This is a genomic window from Methylobacterium sp. P5_C11, assembly GCF_054049775.1.
In genome coordinates, this window is sequence record NZ_JBFULS010000006.1 from 83,689 (window position 1) to 98,867 (window position 15,179).

A 15,179-nucleotide genomic window follows, 5' to 3' on the forward strand; every position below is an offset into this window, starting at 1 on the left:
GCCGGGTCTCCTAGCCGGTCGGCACCATCGAGGACCCTTATCGAGGCCCGCATCTCCGGCGAGATGCGGGCCTCGCGCGTTTGCGGCCCTGCTGTCATCCGACGGTCAACTCCGTCTGCTTGGCCGCTCCAGGTTCGCCCCGGTCGCCGACGCGGCATGGGGCGATGTGTGTCGAAGCCGTGCAGGAGCCGATCATGGCGCGCGATTCCCAGTCCGGAGGCCTCACCCGCCGGGACACCATGGCGGGCGCGGCCGCCCTCGGCCTCGTCGCCGGCCGTGCGTCCGCCCAGGAGGCTGCGGAGGCCACCGGTATCGTGTTCGGGATCGATGCGGCCGGCGTGGATCGGACGCCGCTGCCGGGCGTGCTGGTGTCCAACGGCCGCGAGGTCGTGCGCACGGACGATCGGGGCCGCTACCGCCTGCCGATGCCCGGCGACGGGACCGTCTTCGTGATCAAGCCGCCGGGCTACGCCCTGCCGCGCGACGCCGACAACGTGCCGCGCCATTCCTACATCCACCAGCCGGGCGGCACGCCCGCGGAACTGGATCTGCGCTATCGTGGGATCGCGCCCACCGGCCCGCTTCCGACCTCGATCGACTTCACCCTGACCCGCGTCGTCGAGCCGGCCGACTTCGACGTGCTGCTGTTCACCGACCCCCAACCCGAGAGCCGGCTCGAACTCGACCACGTCCGGGATACGGCGGTCGCCCGCGCCATGGCGATCCCGGCGGCGTTCGGGCTGACGACCGGCGACGTGTTGTTCGACGATCTGTCGCTCTACGGCCGCTCCAACCGGATCATCGGACGTATCAGCCTGCCCTGGTACAGCCTGCCGGGCAATCACGACCTCAACATGCAGGCGCCCGACGCCCATTACAGCCGCGAGACCTGGAAGCGGGTTTTCGGTGCGCCGACCTTCGCGTTCCGGCATGGGCGGGCGTGGTTCGTGATGCTCGACAACGTCGAGTGGCTTGGGCCGCCGGTGCCGGTCGGCGCCAACACCTATCGGGGCCGGGTCGGCGAGCGCAGCCTGGCCTTCCTGCAGAACCTCGTGGCCGAGATTCCCAGGGACGACCTGATCGTCCTCGCCATGCACATCCCGCTGCACACCGACACCGCGCCGGACGATCCCCGCAACACGACCACCGACCGCGCCGCGCTCCTCGATCTGCTCGCCGGCCGCAAGGTGCTGAGCCTCGCCGGCCACACCCACACCACCGAGCATCACTACCCGGCGGACGGACACCATCATCACGTCCTGACCGCGGTCTCGGGCTCGTGGTGGAGTGGTCCGGATACCCGCACGGGGATCCCCTCGGCCGACAGCCGCGACGGCACGCCGAACGGCTTCCATGTCCTGTCGATCCGCGGCACCGACTACACGACGCGCTACGTCGCCGCGCAGGGTCAGCCGGACGAGACGATGCGGATCCTGTTCGAGAGCGAGTTGCGGGCCGGCGCGCCGGAGGTGGTCCGGTGGACCCGGCCCCTGCAAGGCCTGCGGCCGCCGGTGCCGCAGGAGGCGCTGGCCGACACGACGCTCGTGGTCAACGTGTTCGACGGCGGACCGCGCACCAGTCTCGCCTTTCGGATCGGCGAGGCGGCGCCTCGACCCATGATGCGCACCCGGCGGCCGGACCCCTTCGTCAACGAACTGTTCGAACGCTATCCGGAGACGAAGAAGAGCTGGGTCAAGGCCACGCCCTCGACCCATATCTGGACAGCCCGTCTTCCGGACGACCTCGCGCCCGGCGCCCACCGCGTGACCGTCGAGGGCGCGGACGAGTACGGACGCTCGATCCGAGGATACACCGTGCTGGAAATCACCGGCGAGCGCGGCCGCGGCTGAGCGGATGTGACCGCACCGCGGCCGCGCCGCGCCGTGCCGGGCTCAGGCCGCCAGCTGCCGGGCGCCGTGGCCGCCTTCCTGGATCTCCTCGATCACCTTCGCGCAGAAGGCATCCAGGTCGCCGGGATTGCGGCTCGTGACGATGCCGTCGTCGGTCACGACCGCCTTGTCGTGCCAGCGGCCGCCCGCATTGATCACGTCAGTGCGGATCGAACCGAACGACGTCAGGTCGCGGCCCTTGGCCGCGCCTGTCTCGATCAGCAGCCAGGGGGCATGGCAGATCGCGGCCACGACCTTGCCGGAGGTGAGAAAGCTCCTGATCACCGCGAGCGCCTTCGGCTCGAGGCGCAGCTTGTCCGGATTGATCTGGCCGCCCGGTAGAACCAGCGCGTCGTAGGCCGACGGGTCGACCTGCTCAAGATCGGTATCGACCGCGACCTCCTTGCCCCAGTCGGTCTTGTCCCAGCCTCGGATCGTGCCCGTGCTCTGACGGGATTGCGGGGCGGCCACAGTGACCGTCGCGCCGGCCTGGGACAGTTTGGCCTGCGGAACGGTCAGTTCGCTCTCTTCGAAACCGTCCGTGGCGAGAATCAGGATCTTGGCTTGGCGGATGTTGGGCATGGTTGTCCTCCGGGTGGGGATTTGCCCGGCTAACGGAGGGCGGCTGTCTCCGTTCCTGCGGCCCTGAGCCGCCCGTCCGTGGCGGGAAACGGGATCGGAACCCCGAAGGAACGCCGTCCGTTGGTGACCATCCCGGACCATCAGGAGTCGTGCCATGGCCAATCCCGGCCTTCCCGAGCCCACGCCCGGCGATCTGCCGCCGCCCCCGCCCATTCCCGAGGAGGAGCCCGACATCGGCCCGACCGGACCACGCACGCCCTACCCGGTGAACGATCCCGGCATCGGCGAACCAGGCGGCCCCGGCTCGGAGCCCGACATCTTCCCCGGGACGCCGACGGATCCGGGCACCCGCATGTGACCTGCCGCCGTCAGTGGCCGCCGTGCGAGGTGCGGACGTCACGCGGTGCGTTGAGGATTTCGGAGAGGCTCGTCACCACATGGCGGGCCTCTTCGTCCGTCAGGCGAAGCTGGAAGGGCGGCAGGGCTCCAGCCTGGAGGGCGACCACGGCCTGGCCCTCGTCGTCGGTCCCGATCTCGATCGCGGACGACGTCACGTCGAGCATGGCGACCTCCTCGTCGCCCATCTCGTCGGCCACATCCGGCTCGTCCGTGTCGTCGATCGCCGTAAGGAGCTGCCCGACGGCGCGCACCAGCGCACGAGCGGCGCGGGCATCCATCACCACCGCCGTCGCCTGATCGTCCTTCTGGAAAGACAGCTGGATGTTCGCACCGTCCAGCGAGACCGAGATGCCTGCCATGTATCGTCCAGAGCCACGCGCCCTAACTGCTTGAGCGCATTCCGTATATGCATCGCGGATGCCCAAAAACACAGGGGGCGGCGCGCGCGTTCAACGTTCCGATGCCGGTCCGCGGCGACCATGATGGGCCACACATGCCTTGTTGCGGCCGCAGCCAGCGCTTAAATAGCTCCTCGGGGGGCTTACCCACCGAGGCTGACGCCGTTCAAGGTTCAGCGACTCGCGCCCCGCCGCACTGGCCAAATCCAGAAAGACCGTGATGCATCACGCGGCCCTCGTGGCGCGCGGATGGCCTATGGACGAACGAGGTAAACTACGTGAATACCGGCACTGTAAAGTGGTTCAATGAGACCAAGGGCTACGGTTTCATCCAGCCCGATGACGGCGGCAAGGACGTGTTCGTGCACATCTCGGCTGTCGAGCGCGCCGGGATGCGCAACCTGATCGAAGGTCAGCGGGTCACCTACGAGATCCTCACGGACAAGCGCAGCGGCAAGGACGCTGCCGGCAACCTGCAGGCGGCCTGACCGCCTCAGGGATCTGACGGCGTCCCTCCCGACGCCCCCCTCAGCGCCAGCGTGCGCGACCGGGGTCTTGGGGGGAAGCCTGAAGCGGCCGCCTGATGCGGTTCCCCCTTCCGACGCTGCCATCCCGGGCGAGACAGTCCGGGGCAGGTCGCGTCGGAGGCAATATCCCAGAAACGACGCCGGGCGGAGCCAACGTCCGGGCAGAGAAGAAAAGTCAGTTCATGTTATTCGAGTTCACGCGGCGCCGCGGCGTCCGCTCCCCCGTCACCGATGCGCCCACCTTTCGGGTCGGCACTCTGGCACGGGCCAAGACCGCAAATCAGACCGGGATCGATGTCAGCGACCTGATCGACCGATCCTACAACTACCACTCCCCACGGGAACTGCACTGGCATCTCGCCGATCGGCTCGGGCTGACGCCCGCCGCGGTGAAGCTGCGCGAGGCTGCGGCGGCCTGAGGCCACCGCCATTCCCATCTACGCGTCCTCAGCGGCCCCAGGCCGCCAGGACGGGGTCGCGCAGAGCCACCGGCGCGGCGAGCAACTCGCCGTGAACCGGATCGGCGCGGTTGTAAGGGGTCGCCGCACCGCCGAAATCGCACACGATCCCGCCGGCCTCGCGCAGAACGAGGTCGGCCGCGGCGAGGTCCCAATCGCGGGCATTGCCGGAAATCATCCCGACATCGACCGTCCCGTCGGCCACGCGGGCAAGCCGCAAGGCCAGAGACGGGATGCGTTGGATCACCTCGAAATCCGGATCGGGCGCCGCACCCTGTGCCAAGCGGTCGAGCATCGGCTTCGGCCCGGTGACGCGGGCGCCTGCGAGGCTTTGCCGGGCATCGACGCGGATCGGCTCCCCGTTCCGCGTCGCACCGCGTCCGCGCACCGCTTCGTAATCTGCATCGCCCACCGGGGCGTGCACAAAACCGATCAGCGGCTCGCCGGCGGACAGGAGCGCCACCGCGATCGACCAGTCCGGGTGACCCGAGAGGAAGGCCCGCGTTCCGTCGATCGGATCGACGATCCAGACGAGGTCGTGGCGCAGGCGCGCCGGATCGTCGGCGGTCTCCTCCGAGAGCCAGGCCGCCCGCGGCACGAGGGCGCTCAGACGCACTTTCAGGAAGGCATCCACCGCGACGTCGGCCTCCGTCACCGGCGAGCCGCCGGCCTTCGACCAGATGCGGGCCGAGGTCTGACCGCCGAGCCGGAAGAACGGCCGCGCGATGTCGGCAGCGTCGCGCATCACGGCGCGCAGTTCCGGCATCAGGGCCGATACGGCGTCGTCGGTGAGAGAATCGGGCATTGCGCTCCGCGTGGAATCCGTCAGGCCCGCGAGGGGCTCGCGGCGCTGTCCATCCATTGGCTCGGATGTCCGGGCGCGCCTGGGCTGAGAAGACCGGGTGCGGAGGATCGCGCGCCCGGCCGTCCCGTTGTACGGCGCCTCCCGCACCGCCACAAGGATGCTGGTTGATTGATCGATAATGATCGTTCGCCGCAAGGAAATGTTGAGCATTCAAGGAAGCATTGAGCATTCCACAAATGACAGCGCTGTCCAGAATCGCTTAACGACGGCTCTTAAGCGGTGCGGAGGAGTTCGGGTGCGAGTTTGCTTGGCATAACGGACGGCCCGACAGGGGCCGCCACTTGCTCCAGGGACTCGGACCGATGAACACTTCCTTGGTCACGGACACAGGCCACGCGGGACATGCCATGCACGGTGCCGACACCGCGCCCTGTTACACCGCCGCGCCGCTCCCGGTGATCGGCCGCGCCCCCGGAGCACGCCGCGCCGTCGGCATCGCGCTGGCCTACGCCGCCGAGGACGCGGAGATCACGGGCGCCGACCGGTTCAACCTGATCCTGGTCGATGCCGAGGGTGATGAACTCCACCGCCTCGGCAGTTTCGAGGAGGACGACGTGGTCGCCGTGTGGCGCGACATCGCGGCTCGGGCCGGACTGGTGCGGATGATCGTCCGCGAGGACGGACTCCTCGTCCCGGTCTCCCAGCAGATCGGACGGGTGATCCTCGGCCAGATCCGCATCCGTCGCCGCCATGCCGGCCTCGGCCGCCGCCGCCCCCGGTTCCTCGCCCGCCGCAAGACCGGCCGGCTTCCCGCCCGTCCGCAGATCTTCCGCGGCGAGAACGAGATCATCGCCCGCAGCTGAAGCCCTCGACCCTACGAGACGAGCCCGCGCAGCAGCGCGTCTGCGGTCAGGCCGACGAACAGAATCAGTCCGGCATCCCGGTTCGACCGGAACAGGCTCAGCGCCCCGCGCCCGTCGCGCGCCCGCAGCGACAGGACCTGCCAGGCGAGATGTCCGGCGAACGCCGCGACTCCCAGGAACCCGACCGGTCCCGCGCCGGCCCCACGGGCTGCGAGCGTCACGAAGACCGCCGCCAGGGCGTAGCACAGGCCGACGGCAGGCCGCACGTGCCGGCCGAACAGGCGGGCTGAGGAACGGATCCCGGCGATCTCGTCGTCCTCGATGTCCTGCACGGCGTAGATCGTGTCGTACCCGATCACCCAGCACAGGGCGCCCGCGTAGAGCAGGAGCGCCGGCGGATCGAGGCGGGCGAACACGGCAGCCCAACCCATCAGCGCGCCCCAGGCGAAGGCCAGACCCAGGATCGCCTGCGGCATCGGCATGATGCGCTTCATGAACGGATAGATCGCCACCGGCAGAAGCGAACACAAACCGATGACGATCGCCTCCGCGTTGAATTGCAGCAGCACGGCGAGGCCGATCAAGGCCTGGATCACCAGAAACAGCGCCGCGTGGCGCGGCCGGACCTGCCCCGAGGGCAGGGGGCGCAGGCGCGTCCGCTCGACCTGAGCGTCGAGGTCCCGGTCGGCGATGTCGTTGTAGGTCGAGCCCGCCCCGCGCATCGCCACGGCGCCGATCAGGAACAGCAGGCAGTGCCAAGGATCGGGGAAGGACTGATCCGCCGCAATCGCCGCCAGGGCGGCCGACCACCAGCAGGGCAGGAGCAGGAGCCACCAGCCGATCGGCCGGTCGATCCGGGCGAGGCGCAGATACGGGCGCCAGGGCCGGGGCGCCCGCCGGTCGACCCAGTGCCCGGAAACGGCGTCGGCCGGCCGCCCGTCATCAATGGCCGTCCCGTTCATCGATCGGATCTCCGGTCGTGGCGCACGGTTGTCACCCTCCGCTGCAGAGGGGGACCCGCGCCGGATCCGCGATCCTCTCAGACGAACTTACAGAGCGCCCTGCGGCAGCTTGAAGCTCCCGGTCAAGCCCGGGCCGCCGAGCAGGCCGCCGCCGCCGCCGCCATTGGCCTGGGCCTGGGCCTGGGCGCGGGCCTGCGCCTCCATTTTGGTCGCCTGGGCGGCGACGCTGCAGATCTTGGTGCGGATGCCGCTGACCTTCAGATGGTCGGCCTTGAAGCCCTCGGCGAAGGAATCCGGGATCGAGCACCATTCCTTGTTGGCCGTGATCCACTTCAGGCCCTCGGCGCCGTTCGCCTGGAGCTTCCCGAACAGGGCACAGGCCTCCTGCGGAGTCATCTTCTTCTTGGACTGCGAGGCCGCATTGGCCCGGCTGACCAGCGCCTTACGATCGGCCAGCGTCTTCTGGATGGTCCCGCATTCCGGCGCCGCGCCCTGCGCAAAGGCCGCCGTGCCGAACAGGACGGTGCCGACGAGCACCGCGGCCCCCAGATTCAAGCTCCCCTTCGCCATTCCGCAAACTCCCTCGACGCCCCTGCCGAATCCGCCAGCGGCCGGCTTTCTTCCGTTCACCTGGGTTCGCCATAGGATTGTGGCGTCAATCGAGCGGCAAACCGGCTGCGCCATGCACCGGTGGACCGACGGCGGAAAACCGGCGTTCGTAACCATTTGGCAACACATCGGGGCGCGGCCGATCCGTTGACAGGTCCGCCGGCCCGCGCGACCACGCCACCATGCCGGCCTATGACTTCACCGCACCGCGCCTCCACGTCGCGGCCGATCTCGCCGCGGGCGTGATTCTCCCCCTGGATCGGGCGCAGGCCAATTACCTCCTCAACGTCCTGCGTCGCGGGCCGGAAGATCCCGTCCTGGTCTTCAACGGACGCGACGGCGAGTGGCGCAGTCACGTGGTCCAGACCGGGCGCAAGGCAGCCGACCTGCACGTGACCGCGCAGACGCGCGGGCAAACCCCACGCGCCGACCTGCACTACATCTTCGCCCCGCTGAAGAGCGCGCGCCTCGATTACCTCGCACAGAAGGCGGTGGAGATGGGCGCGGGCACGATCCGCCCCGTCATCACGCGCTATACGCAGGGCGAGCGCGTCAACATGGACCGGCTGCGCGCCAACGCCGTGGAGGCCGCCGAGCAATGCGGCATCCTGGCGATCCCCGATTGTCCGGAGCCCGAGCGTCTCGACCCGGTCCTGGCGGGGCTGGCGCCGGAGCGCCTTCTGGTGTTCTGCGACGAGGACGCGCCGGTGCGCGATCCCGTGCAGGCTCTGCGGGCGGCCGCCGATCCGCTCGCGTCGCCGCCGCTCGCCGTGCTGGTCGGTCCGGAGGGCGGCTTCTCGGAGGAGGAGCGGGCGCTGATCCGGGCGCGGCCGAACACCGTGGCACTCTCCCTCGGACCCCGCATCCTGCGGGCGGACACCGCCGCCGTCGCCGTTCTGGCCCTGGTCCAGGCCGTGCTGGGGGATGGGCGCTGATCGGCATGCGCCTCTATCCATGTGTGCCCGCGCACATCAGGGCTGTCCCCCGGCCGATTGTTTCCTCCGATCGGACGTGAAGCGCCGCCCCGGTCGAGACCGCCGCGTTGTGGGTTCCCGGCGCGTCGATTATGTCCCTGAGCGGACGCCGCGCGCTCATCGGGGTCGGTAGCGAATCTCCGCCCCCGACCCAGCGCGCGACAGCGGGTTTGTACCGGGCGGATCCGCCGAAGCAGTTCGGCGCGCCCGCTTCCAAGCACATGTCAGACGCACGGGCAGGCAGCGCATGGCGCGCGACAGCAACGACACCACGCCGCTCACCACGCGCGCCGAACTGATCGAATGGTTCGCGGCCGGCGAGAAGCCACGCGCGCGCTTCGCGATCGGCACCGAGCACGAGAAGATCCCCTTCTACCGGGAGAGCCGGGCTCCGGTTCCCTATGACGGGGATCGCGGCATCAAGGCCCTTCTGGAAGGGCTCGCCCGAGAGACGGGCTGGGAGCCGATCCTCGATCTCGGCAACATCATCGGCCTGTCGGCGGAGGAAGGCGGTGCGATCTCGATCGAGCCCGGCGGCCAGTTCGAGCTGTCCGGCGCCGCGCTTCCCGACGTCCATGCCACCGCGGCGGAACTTGCCGCCCATCTGGCCGCGACGAAGCGGGCGGCCGATCCTCTGGGCATCGAGTTTCTCACCCTCGGCATGAGCCCGAAATGGCGGCGGGACGAGACCCCGGTCATGCCCAAGAGCCGCTACCGGATCATGGCGGGCTACATGCCGAAGGTCGGATCGCTCGGCCTCGACATGATGCTGCGCACCGCCACCGTGCAGGTGAACCTCGATTTCGCCTCCGAGGCCGACATGGTGCGCAAGATGCGCGCCTCCCTGGCCCTGCAGCCGGTCGCCACCGCGCTCTTCGCCAACTCCCCGTTCACCGACGGACGGCCGAACGGATTCCTGTCGCGTCGCTCCGAGATCTGGCGCGACACGGATGCCGACCGGACCGGCATGCTGCCCTTCGCCTTCGATGCGGGGTTCGGCTACGAGGCCTATGTCGACTGGCTGCTCGCCATGCCGATGTACTTCGTCAAGCGCGGCGACACCTATCACGACGTGTCCGGCGCCTCGTTCCGCGACCTGATGGCCGGCAAGCTGCCGCAACTCCCCGGCGAATTCGCGACCGTCGCGGATTGGGCCAACCATGCCTCGACGGCCTTCCCTGAGGTGCGCCTCAAGCGCTTCCTGGAGATGCGCGGCGCCGATGTCGGCGATCCCGGAATGATCGCCGCCCAGGCGGCCTTCTGGACCGGCCTCCTCTACGACGAGGCGGCCCTCGACGCCGCCCTCGACCTCGTGAAGGGGTGGAGCCCGGCCAATCGCGAGGCCGCCCGCGCCACAGCGCCCCGCCTCGGTCTCGCGACTCCGGTGGCCAACACCACCCTCGGCGTCGTCGCGGCCGAGGCCCTGGCGATCGCTCGGGCGGGCCTGCGGGCGCGGGGCCGGCGCGACGCCGAGGGGCGGAACGAGTCCGTCTTTCTGCAGCCGCTCGAGGCGATCGTCGCGGCGGGCCGCACCCGGGCCGAGGATCTGCTCGCCGATTACGAAGGTCGCTGGGGCGCCTGCGTGCGTCCGGCCTTCACGGAATGCGTCTTCTGAGTTTCCAGTAACCGTCTGACACCGGCGGAGGCGACTCGCTCTTGAAACGTGCTAATGGAACGTTCCAACGGAGCAACGCGCCCCTTGGGAGACCGGACCATGAACCGCACGATCGCCGTCATCCTCCTCGGGATGGCTTCCTTGTCGGTGAGCTCGGCCGTCGGCCTCGCCGCCGATCCGGCGCGGTTCGAGGCTTTCGGTCCAGCACCCGGCCCCTGGCATGATGCACCCGGCGGCCGCATCGCCGGCACCGTCGCCGCGCGAGGCCGGCCGCAATACAGCTACTATGGCGAATACGGATATCCGGCGCCGTTCGGTTACGGCTATGCCTACGCCCCGGTGCCCAGTCGCGGTTTCGACTAAGGGTATTACGGTCCGCGCTACGTCTGGTCCGAGCCGGATGGCTATTACGGCCCGGCCTTCGGCTATCACACGTGGTGAGTGGGGCTGCTGGCGTCGCCGCGCGGTGATGCCTATGACGCGTCCGGGGCCGGCACCTGCGCCGGTTCGGGAGCTTCCGGCATGCGGGACGCGGATCCGGACTGTGTCGACCTCGATCTCAGCGGTCTGAAATGCCCGCTCCCGGTCCTTCGGACGCGCAAGGCCCTGCGCGGCCTTCAGGCCGGTCGAACCCTGGTGGTGACGTGCACCGATCCGCTGGCGGCGCTCGATATCCCGAACCTCGTCCGGGAGGAGGGCGCCCGTCTCGACCGCGTCGAGCGGATCGAGGGAGGCCTGCGTTTCCGCATCGCGGTGTCCGCAAGGCCGCCGCAATCCTGAACGATCCGTGAGCCTTCCAGGGGTAAGGTAGGATCGGCATGGCACCGCGGATCGGGGGCGTGCGCCTCGTGCACGACGGTTGGGCGCGCTACCTCGTGGCCGAGGTGATGCAGGACGACGGAACCCGCATCACGCGGGAGATGGAGGATCACGGCCGCGCGGTCGCGGTGCTGCCGTATGATCCGGACAAGCGGGTGGCCACCTTGGTTTCGCAGTTTCGGGCGCCGGTGCTCTATTCGGGCGGACCGCCGAGCCATGTCGAAGTGCCGGCCGGCCTTCTCGACGAGGGGGCTTCCGAGGACGAGGCGCGGCGCGAGGCGATGGAGGAGACAGGGTTGCGCCTGGGCCAACTCGATTTCGTCGCCAGCGCGTGGTCGATGCCGGGCATCTCCACCGAGCGGATGGACCTGTTCCTCGCAGCTTACGGCGAGGTCGACCGGACCGGTGCCGGCGGCGGCCTCGCGGGCGAGGGCGAGGCGGTGGCCGTGCACGAGATCCCGCTGCCGGAACTCGCCGCCATGGGCCGCCGCGGCGCGATCACCGACATGAAGTCGCTGACGCTTCTGTTCGCGCTGCAATTGCGGCGGCCGGACCTGTTCGTGGAAACGCGCTGACGTCAGCCGACGCGCCGCTGCGACCGGTCCCGCATGGCGATGCCGATGAAGCGCCAGGATTTGATGAAGTAGCGGCTGAACAGCCGCCGCGGGGCCTGCAGGAACCGGTAGATCCATTCGAGGCCGAGGCGCTGGATCAGCGCCGGCGCGCGCGGCAGAAAGCCGGCGGCGACGTTCAGGGCGTCACCGACGCAGAACACCACGGGCGCGCCGAGCATCTGGCCGTGCCGGTCCACCCAGATCTCGGATTTGGGCGCTCCGACCCCCATGACCAGGAGCGTCGTCCCATGGGCGCGGATCCGTTCCGCCAGGGTGCGGCTGTAGCCCGGGTCGTTCTCGAACCCGAAGGGCGGCACGGCACTGGCCACGGCGCCCGCCGGAAGGCCCGCCGCCTGCAGCCGGATGGCCAGCGCGTCCGCCGCGTCCTGGCGGGCGCAGACGAAGAAAACCCGCCGTGCGAAGGTTGGCGGATCAGCGAGGACGCAGCCCAGCAGATCGTGGCCGGTGATCCGATGGACCGGCTGGCGCCAGCGCCTCCGGGCCAGCCAGACCAGCGGCATGCCGTCCAGCGTCCTGGCAGCGGCCCGGGCGTAGGCCTCGCGGAAGGGAGCGTTCTCGCTCAGCTGGACGATATGATCGACATTCGCCGTGACAATCATCCGCGGCCGGCCGTCCTGCCGCGCCGCGACGGTAGCGACCAGCGCCGCGGCCGTGCCCGTGTGGAAGCGGTATCCGAACAGCTCGACGGTCGCACCCATCGGCGCCGCCCCAGAGGCCGGGGCGGCCGGGGCGCTCACGGTGTGCGCCTCCTCGCGGACCTGATCCATGGCGCCCAGGTAGAGGCTGACCTCGCCGGTGTCACGCATCGGCGGCCCGGAAGCTCGCGGCCGGCCGGGTGGCAGCCCGCAGGCTGCGGCGGCGGTCGCTGTCGGCGCCGAGGAGCAGGGCGATGCCGCCGCCGAGCATCAGGCCGAGGATCAGGGCCACGGGGAGGACGATCTTGGGCGAGGGCGGGAAGGTCCGCTGGCGCGCCGGAGTCGCGGCCGAGATGATGCGGACATTGGTGGTGTTGAGCCGCTCCTGCTCGCTCGCCTCCCGGGCGCGCTTCAGGTACGATTCGTAGATGCCACGGCGGGCATCGAGGGTGCGCTCCAGTTCGCGCAGGCCGACATAGGCGCGGTCGCTGCTCACCGTCTCGTTCTTCACCCGGTCGAGGCTGGCCCGGATCGCCGCCTCGCTCGCCGCGGCGCGGTCGTAATCCTTCTGCGTCGTGTCGATGATCCGCTCCTTCTCGCGCTGGATCAGGCGCTGCAGGTCGCGCTGCTGGGCGTATTGCTCGGCCATGGCCGGGTGGCGCTCGCCGAGCCGGGTGGCGAGCTCGGCGGTGTTGCGGGAGAGCGTGGCGTATTGCTGCCGCAGGGCCTGCATCTCCAGGGATTGCAGCATCTCCGGCAGCGCTGTGCTGGGATCCGCCGAGCGCATCCGGCGGGCCTGCTCGAGGCGCGACTTCGCCTCTGCGGTCTTGATCGAGGCGGTGACGAGCTGCTGGTTGAGGTCGCCGAGCTGCTGGTCGGTGAGCAGGCGGCCGCTCGCGGCCACGAGCCTGTGGTCCTCGCGGTAGCGCACCACGGCGCTCTCCGCCTGCTCGACATCCCGCTTCAGGCTGTTGAGCCTCCCGGCGAGGGCATCGGACGCCCGGCGCGCGGTCTCGGTGCGGGCTGCGGTCTCCTCGGTGAAGTAGGCGTCGCCGACGGCGTTGGCGATTCGGGCGGCCTTCTCGGGGTCGCGGGACTGTACCGAGACGTCGATCACGAAGGTCCGCTCGGCCCGCCGGACGCTGAGCCGGTTCTGCAGCGTGTCGAGGGCGGTGATGACCGGATCCCGGCTCGCGGGCGGCGGCAGCATGCCCAGGGCACCCTTGATCCAGTTGAGCGTCGGGTTGTTGCCATCGGGCAGGACGAACTCGTCGTCCTGGTCGAGGTGAAGCTTCGCGATGACCCGGCGCAGGACGCTGTCGGACTGGATCACCCGCACCTGGCTCTCGGCGATCGAGACGCCGCTGTCGGCCTGCGGTTGGCGCGCGTTGACGTCGTTCTCGACGACACGCAGGTCGCTGGGATCCACGAGGATCTGGATGCTCGACGTGTAGCGCGGCGGGATCAGGCCAAGGAGCGCCACGGCCGCCGCCACCATGAACAGCGCCCCAAGCACGATGAAGCCGCTGCCGCGCCACAGGCGCCGCAGGATCACCCGGCCGTCGGCCGGCGGGGTCACCTGCGGCAGCACCATCCGGACGGGCTGCTCCCCGCTCATTCGTGTCGAGAAGTCGAACATACGCCTCGCTCCCTGACCTGCCGGGGCGGAAACGACCGCCCTTTACCGCCTTCGTCGTCTGTCCCCTTCTGACCAGCTTTGTGCCGATCCGGAACAGGTTCTCGCCCGATGCGGTGCCTTCGCGGACAGTCCAGCAATCAGCATACCGGACCTGACCTGTCGCCCCGAGGGAGTCCTGCTTCAGGAAGCCTGTCGATATCGCATACAGACGTCGTTCAAAGTGTCACGACATCGGGACGGGGACAGGCCAGGTTTTGCTGGGGACTACGTGGCGCGTCTCACGGGCGCGCATCGGATGCGACAATTGAATCCAGTGCGTCGTAGGCGGTCCGGTCGCCCGCCAGGAACCGCCGGAAACGCCGGCCGTCCGCCGCCGCTGCCCCGTTCCAGGTCGCCACATTGGCCCGGCTCACCGCGGCCGCGCGGGTCAGGCCGCCGTCCCCGACCCAGGTCGCAACCGTGCGGGCGGCGACCTCGGGATCCTCCGGGCGGATCAACAGGCCCGATGTCCCCAGAACCTCGCGGAACACGGGATCGTCCGGCGCCACCACCGGCAGACCGCCGTGCTGCACCTCGAGCAGCGGAAGGCCAAGCCCCTCCGCCTTGGACGTCGAAACCATCAGGTGGCACGAGCCCGCGAGCGTCCGAAGCTCCGCATCCGTGCGGTAGCCGTGCCGGTGCAGGAACGGCGGCGGCGCGGCCAGGAAGGCATGGTGGCCCCAGCCGACCCGGCCCACGAGATGGAGTTCCGCCCGGATGCCAGAGCGGATGAGCGCCGCCGTCAGGGCGAGGGCCGCCGGATAGTTCTTACGTGGCTCGATGGTTCCGATGGCGAGGAGCCGGAGCGGTTCGCCCGGGATGTAGGCCGCCGGCCCCGGAAGATCGGCGAGTCCGAAGGCGTCGCGGACGGGCGGGCGCAGCAGGGCAACGCGGGCGCGGGTCGCGCAGAGCGCGCGCACGGCCGCGCCGGTGGTGCGGCTGTTGACGAACAGGTTCGGGCACCAGCGCAGGGCCAGGGCGAAGCTCGGGCTCATGTAGAGCCGGCTCCGCAGGCTCAGATCCTCCGGACGGGTCAGCAGGAAGGTGTCGTGGACGTAGAGCAGGCAGCGGGTCGCCGCGACGGCGCAGAGCGGACCCGGCGGGAAGCCCGGGAACAGAAACAGCGCTTCCCGATCCGCCAGGGCGCGGGCGGGGAGGCCGAGATGCTGCGCGGCGACCATGCCGGGAAGCGAGCCGGCCGTCACCGGCCTCACCTCATGCGGGGCGAGCCGGTCCGGGGCGAACAGGTCGAGGGTGATTCGCTCGATCCCCGTGACGTGGGCGCGCAAATGGGTCTGATCGAGATAGATGCGCCGTCTCACGCCATCCGC

18 protein-coding genes are annotated in these 15,179 nt (G+C 69.9%); 10 read left to right on the forward strand and 8 right to left on the reverse strand.

The genetic code is table 11. The annotated features are described in order from the left end of the window. The first annotated feature begins 194 nt into the window (after positions 1–194). Positions 195–1,850 (forward strand): calcineurin-like phosphoesterase C-terminal domain-containing protein, encoded by a 1,656-nt coding sequence (locus tag ACXJKQ_RS05640; protein WP_457104785.1) that lies wholly within the window; start codon positions 195–197, stop codon positions 1,848–1,850. Between the two features lie 42 nt (positions 1,851–1,892). Here ACXJKQ_RS05640 and ACXJKQ_RS05645 read toward each other — a convergent pair whose 3' ends face one another. Then, entirely contained in the window at positions 1,893–2,471 is a 579-nt protein-coding gene (locus ACXJKQ_RS05645) for a type 1 glutamine amidotransferase domain-containing protein (RefSeq protein ID WP_457104850.1), read from the reverse strand. Positions 2,472–2,625: 154 nt separating this feature from the next. Here ACXJKQ_RS05645 and ACXJKQ_RS05650 point away from each other — a divergent pair, with 154 nt between their 5' ends. Next, positions 2,626–2,829: a hypothetical protein gene (locus ACXJKQ_RS05650; RefSeq protein WP_457104786.1), complete on the forward strand. Its 204-nt coding sequence runs from the start codon at positions 2,626–2,628 to the stop codon at positions 2,827–2,829. Between the two features lie 10 nt (positions 2,830–2,839). Here ACXJKQ_RS05650 and ACXJKQ_RS05655 read toward each other — a convergent pair whose 3' ends face one another. Beyond that, on the reverse strand, positions 2,840–3,229 hold the full coding sequence (locus tag ACXJKQ_RS05655; RefSeq protein WP_457104787.1) for a hypothetical protein: 390 nt from the start codon (positions 3,227–3,229) through the stop codon (positions 2,840–2,842). Between the two features lie 317 nt (positions 3,230–3,546). Here ACXJKQ_RS05655 and ACXJKQ_RS05660 point away from each other — a divergent pair, with 317 nt between their 5' ends. After that, positions 3,547–3,756: a cold-shock protein gene (locus tag ACXJKQ_RS05660; protein ID WP_091712733.1), complete on the forward strand. Its 210-nt coding sequence runs from the start codon at positions 3,547–3,549 to the stop codon at positions 3,754–3,756. A 221-nt stretch (positions 3,757–3,977) separates the two neighbouring features. After that, a complete protein-coding gene (locus ACXJKQ_RS05665) occupies positions 3,978–4,214 on the forward strand; it encodes an AsnC family transcriptional regulator (protein ID WP_457104788.1) in 237 nt (78 codons plus the stop codon). 28 nt (positions 4,215–4,242) lie between these two features. Here the strand turns inward: ACXJKQ_RS05665 and ACXJKQ_RS05670 are convergent, their stop codons facing one another. Further along, a complete protein-coding gene (locus ACXJKQ_RS05670; protein ID WP_457104789.1) occupies positions 4,243–5,058 on the reverse strand; it encodes an inositol monophosphatase family protein in 816 nt (271 codons plus the stop codon). Positions 5,059–5,465: 407 nt separating this feature from the next. Between ACXJKQ_RS05670 and ACXJKQ_RS05675 the strand changes: the two genes are divergently transcribed. After that, the gene (locus ACXJKQ_RS05675) at positions 5,466–5,921 is read left to right on the forward strand and encodes a DUF6101 family protein (RefSeq protein WP_457104790.1); all 456 of its coding nucleotides are present in this window, start codon (positions 5,466–5,468) and stop codon (positions 5,919–5,921) included. Positions 5,922–5,932: 11 nt separating this feature from the next. Here the strand turns inward: ACXJKQ_RS05675 and ubiA are convergent, their stop codons facing one another. Together ubiA and ACXJKQ_RS05685 are read right to left on the reverse strand one after the other, a co-directional pair. Then, entirely contained in the window at positions 5,933–6,883 is a 951-nt protein-coding gene (gene ubiA / locus ACXJKQ_RS05680) for a 4-hydroxybenzoate octaprenyltransferase (RefSeq protein ID WP_457104791.1), read from the reverse strand. 87 nt (positions 6,884–6,970) lie between these two features. After that, positions 6,971–7,453: a hypothetical protein gene (locus ACXJKQ_RS05685; protein ID WP_457104792.1), complete on the reverse strand. Its 483-nt coding sequence runs from the start codon at positions 7,451–7,453 to the stop codon at positions 6,971–6,973. A gap of 221 nt (positions 7,454–7,674) precedes the next feature. Between ACXJKQ_RS05685 and ACXJKQ_RS05690 the strand changes: the two genes are divergently transcribed. The 5 genes from ACXJKQ_RS05690 (at position 7,675) to ACXJKQ_RS05710 (ending at position 11,475) form a co-directional block, all read left to right on the forward strand. Beyond that, the gene (locus ACXJKQ_RS05690) at positions 7,675–8,427 is read left to right on the forward strand and encodes a 16S rRNA (uracil(1498)-N(3))-methyltransferase (RefSeq protein WP_457104793.1); all 753 of its coding nucleotides are present in this window, start codon (positions 7,675–7,677) and stop codon (positions 8,425–8,427) included. A 286-nt stretch (positions 8,428–8,713) separates the two neighbouring features. Then, positions 8,714–10,081 (forward strand): glutamate--cysteine ligase, encoded by a 1,368-nt coding sequence (locus ACXJKQ_RS05695; RefSeq protein WP_457104794.1) that lies wholly within the window; start codon positions 8,714–8,716, stop codon positions 10,079–10,081. A 99-nt stretch (positions 10,082–10,180) separates the two neighbouring features. Continuing rightward, positions 10,181–10,444, forward strand: coding sequence for a hypothetical protein (locus ACXJKQ_RS05700; RefSeq protein WP_457104795.1), 264 nt, complete (start codon positions 10,181–10,183; stop codon positions 10,442–10,444). Between the two features lie 159 nt (positions 10,445–10,603). Then, positions 10,604–10,861 (forward strand): sulfurtransferase TusA family protein, encoded by a 258-nt coding sequence (locus ACXJKQ_RS05705; RefSeq protein ID WP_457104796.1) that lies wholly within the window; start codon positions 10,604–10,606, stop codon positions 10,859–10,861. A gap of 38 nt (positions 10,862–10,899) precedes the next feature. After that, positions 10,900–11,475 (forward strand): NUDIX domain-containing protein, encoded by a 576-nt coding sequence (locus ACXJKQ_RS05710; protein WP_457104797.1) that lies wholly within the window; start codon positions 10,900–10,902, stop codon positions 11,473–11,475. A gap of 2 nt (positions 11,476–11,477) precedes the next feature. Here ACXJKQ_RS05710 and ACXJKQ_RS05715 read toward each other — a convergent pair whose 3' ends face one another. The 3 genes from ACXJKQ_RS05715 to ACXJKQ_RS05725 all read right to left on the reverse strand — a co-directional run bounded on the left by ACXJKQ_RS05715 (position 11,478) and on the right by ACXJKQ_RS05725 (position 15,170). Then, positions 11,478–12,341 carry a WecB/TagA/CpsF family glycosyltransferase gene (locus ACXJKQ_RS05715; RefSeq protein ID WP_457104798.1) on the reverse strand — a complete coding sequence of 288 codons (864 nt, stop codon included), beginning with the start codon at positions 12,339–12,341 and terminating at the stop codon, positions 11,478–11,480. Beyond that, the gene (locus ACXJKQ_RS05720) at positions 12,334–13,809 is read right to left on the reverse strand and encodes a GumC family protein (protein WP_457104799.1); all 1,476 of its coding nucleotides are present in this window, start codon (positions 13,807–13,809) and stop codon (positions 12,334–12,336) included. Before ACXJKQ_RS05720 ends, ACXJKQ_RS05715 begins: the two co-directional genes overlap by 8 nt. A 278-nt stretch (positions 13,810–14,087) precedes the next feature. Next, positions 14,088–15,170 carry a glycosyltransferase gene (locus ACXJKQ_RS05725; RefSeq protein WP_457104800.1) on the reverse strand — a complete coding sequence of 361 codons (1,083 nt, stop codon included), beginning with the start codon at positions 15,168–15,170 and terminating at the stop codon, positions 14,088–14,090. Between the last annotated feature and the right edge of the window lie 9 nt (positions 15,171–15,179).

Excerpts from the sequence above, each read along its gene's own strand:
- ACXJKQ_RS05655 (WP_457104787.1), bottom strand. The coding sequence starts at position 3,229 with ATGGCAGGCATCTCGGTCTCGCTGGACGGTGCGAACATCCAGCTGTCT.
- ACXJKQ_RS05695 (WP_457104794.1), top strand. The coding sequence starts at position 8,714 with ATGGCGCGCGACAGCAACGACACCACGCCGCTCACCACGCGCGCCGAA.
- ACXJKQ_RS05640 (WP_457104785.1), top strand. The coding sequence starts at position 195 with ATGGCGCGCGATTCCCAGTCCGGAGGCCTCACCCGCCGGGACACCATG.
- ACXJKQ_RS05700 (WP_457104795.1), top strand. The coding sequence starts at position 10,181 with ATGAACCGCACGATCGCCGTCATCCTCCTCGGGATGGCTTCCTTGTCG.
- ACXJKQ_RS05645 (WP_457104850.1), bottom strand. The coding sequence starts at position 2,471 with ATGCCCAACATCCGCCAAGCCAAGATCCTGATTCTCGCCACGGACGGT.
- ACXJKQ_RS05705 (WP_457104796.1), top strand. The coding sequence starts at position 10,604 with ATGCGGGACGCGGATCCGGACTGTGTCGACCTCGATCTCAGCGGTCTG.
- ACXJKQ_RS05675 (WP_457104790.1), top strand. The coding sequence starts at position 5,466 with ATGCACGGTGCCGACACCGCGCCCTGTTACACCGCCGCGCCGCTCCCG.
- ACXJKQ_RS05710 (WP_457104797.1), top strand. The coding sequence starts at position 10,900 with ATGGCACCGCGGATCGGGGGCGTGCGCCTCGTGCACGACGGTTGGGCG.
- ubiA (WP_457104791.1), bottom strand. The coding sequence starts at position 6,883 with ATGAACGGGACGGCCATTGATGACGGGCGGCCGGCCGACGCCGTTTCC.
- ACXJKQ_RS05690 (WP_457104793.1), top strand. The coding sequence starts at position 7,675 with ATGCCGGCCTATGACTTCACCGCACCGCGCCTCCACGTCGCGGCCGAT.
- ACXJKQ_RS05670 (WP_457104789.1), bottom strand. The coding sequence starts at position 5,058 with ATGCCCGATTCTCTCACCGACGACGCCGTATCGGCCCTGATGCCGGAA.
- ACXJKQ_RS05685 (WP_457104792.1), bottom strand. The coding sequence starts at position 7,453 with ATGGCGAAGGGGAGCTTGAATCTGGGGGCCGCGGTGCTCGTCGGCACC.
- ACXJKQ_RS05650 (WP_457104786.1), top strand. The coding sequence starts at position 2,626 with ATGGCCAATCCCGGCCTTCCCGAGCCCACGCCCGGCGATCTGCCGCCG.
- ACXJKQ_RS05665 (WP_457104788.1), top strand. The coding sequence starts at position 3,978 with ATGTTATTCGAGTTCACGCGGCGCCGCGGCGTCCGCTCCCCCGTCACC.
- ACXJKQ_RS05720 (WP_457104799.1), bottom strand. The coding sequence starts at position 13,809 with ATGTTCGACTTCTCGACACGAATGAGCGGGGAGCAGCCCGTCCGGATG.
- ACXJKQ_RS05715 (WP_457104798.1), bottom strand. The coding sequence starts at position 12,341 with ATGCGTGACACCGGCGAGGTCAGCCTCTACCTGGGCGCCATGGATCAG.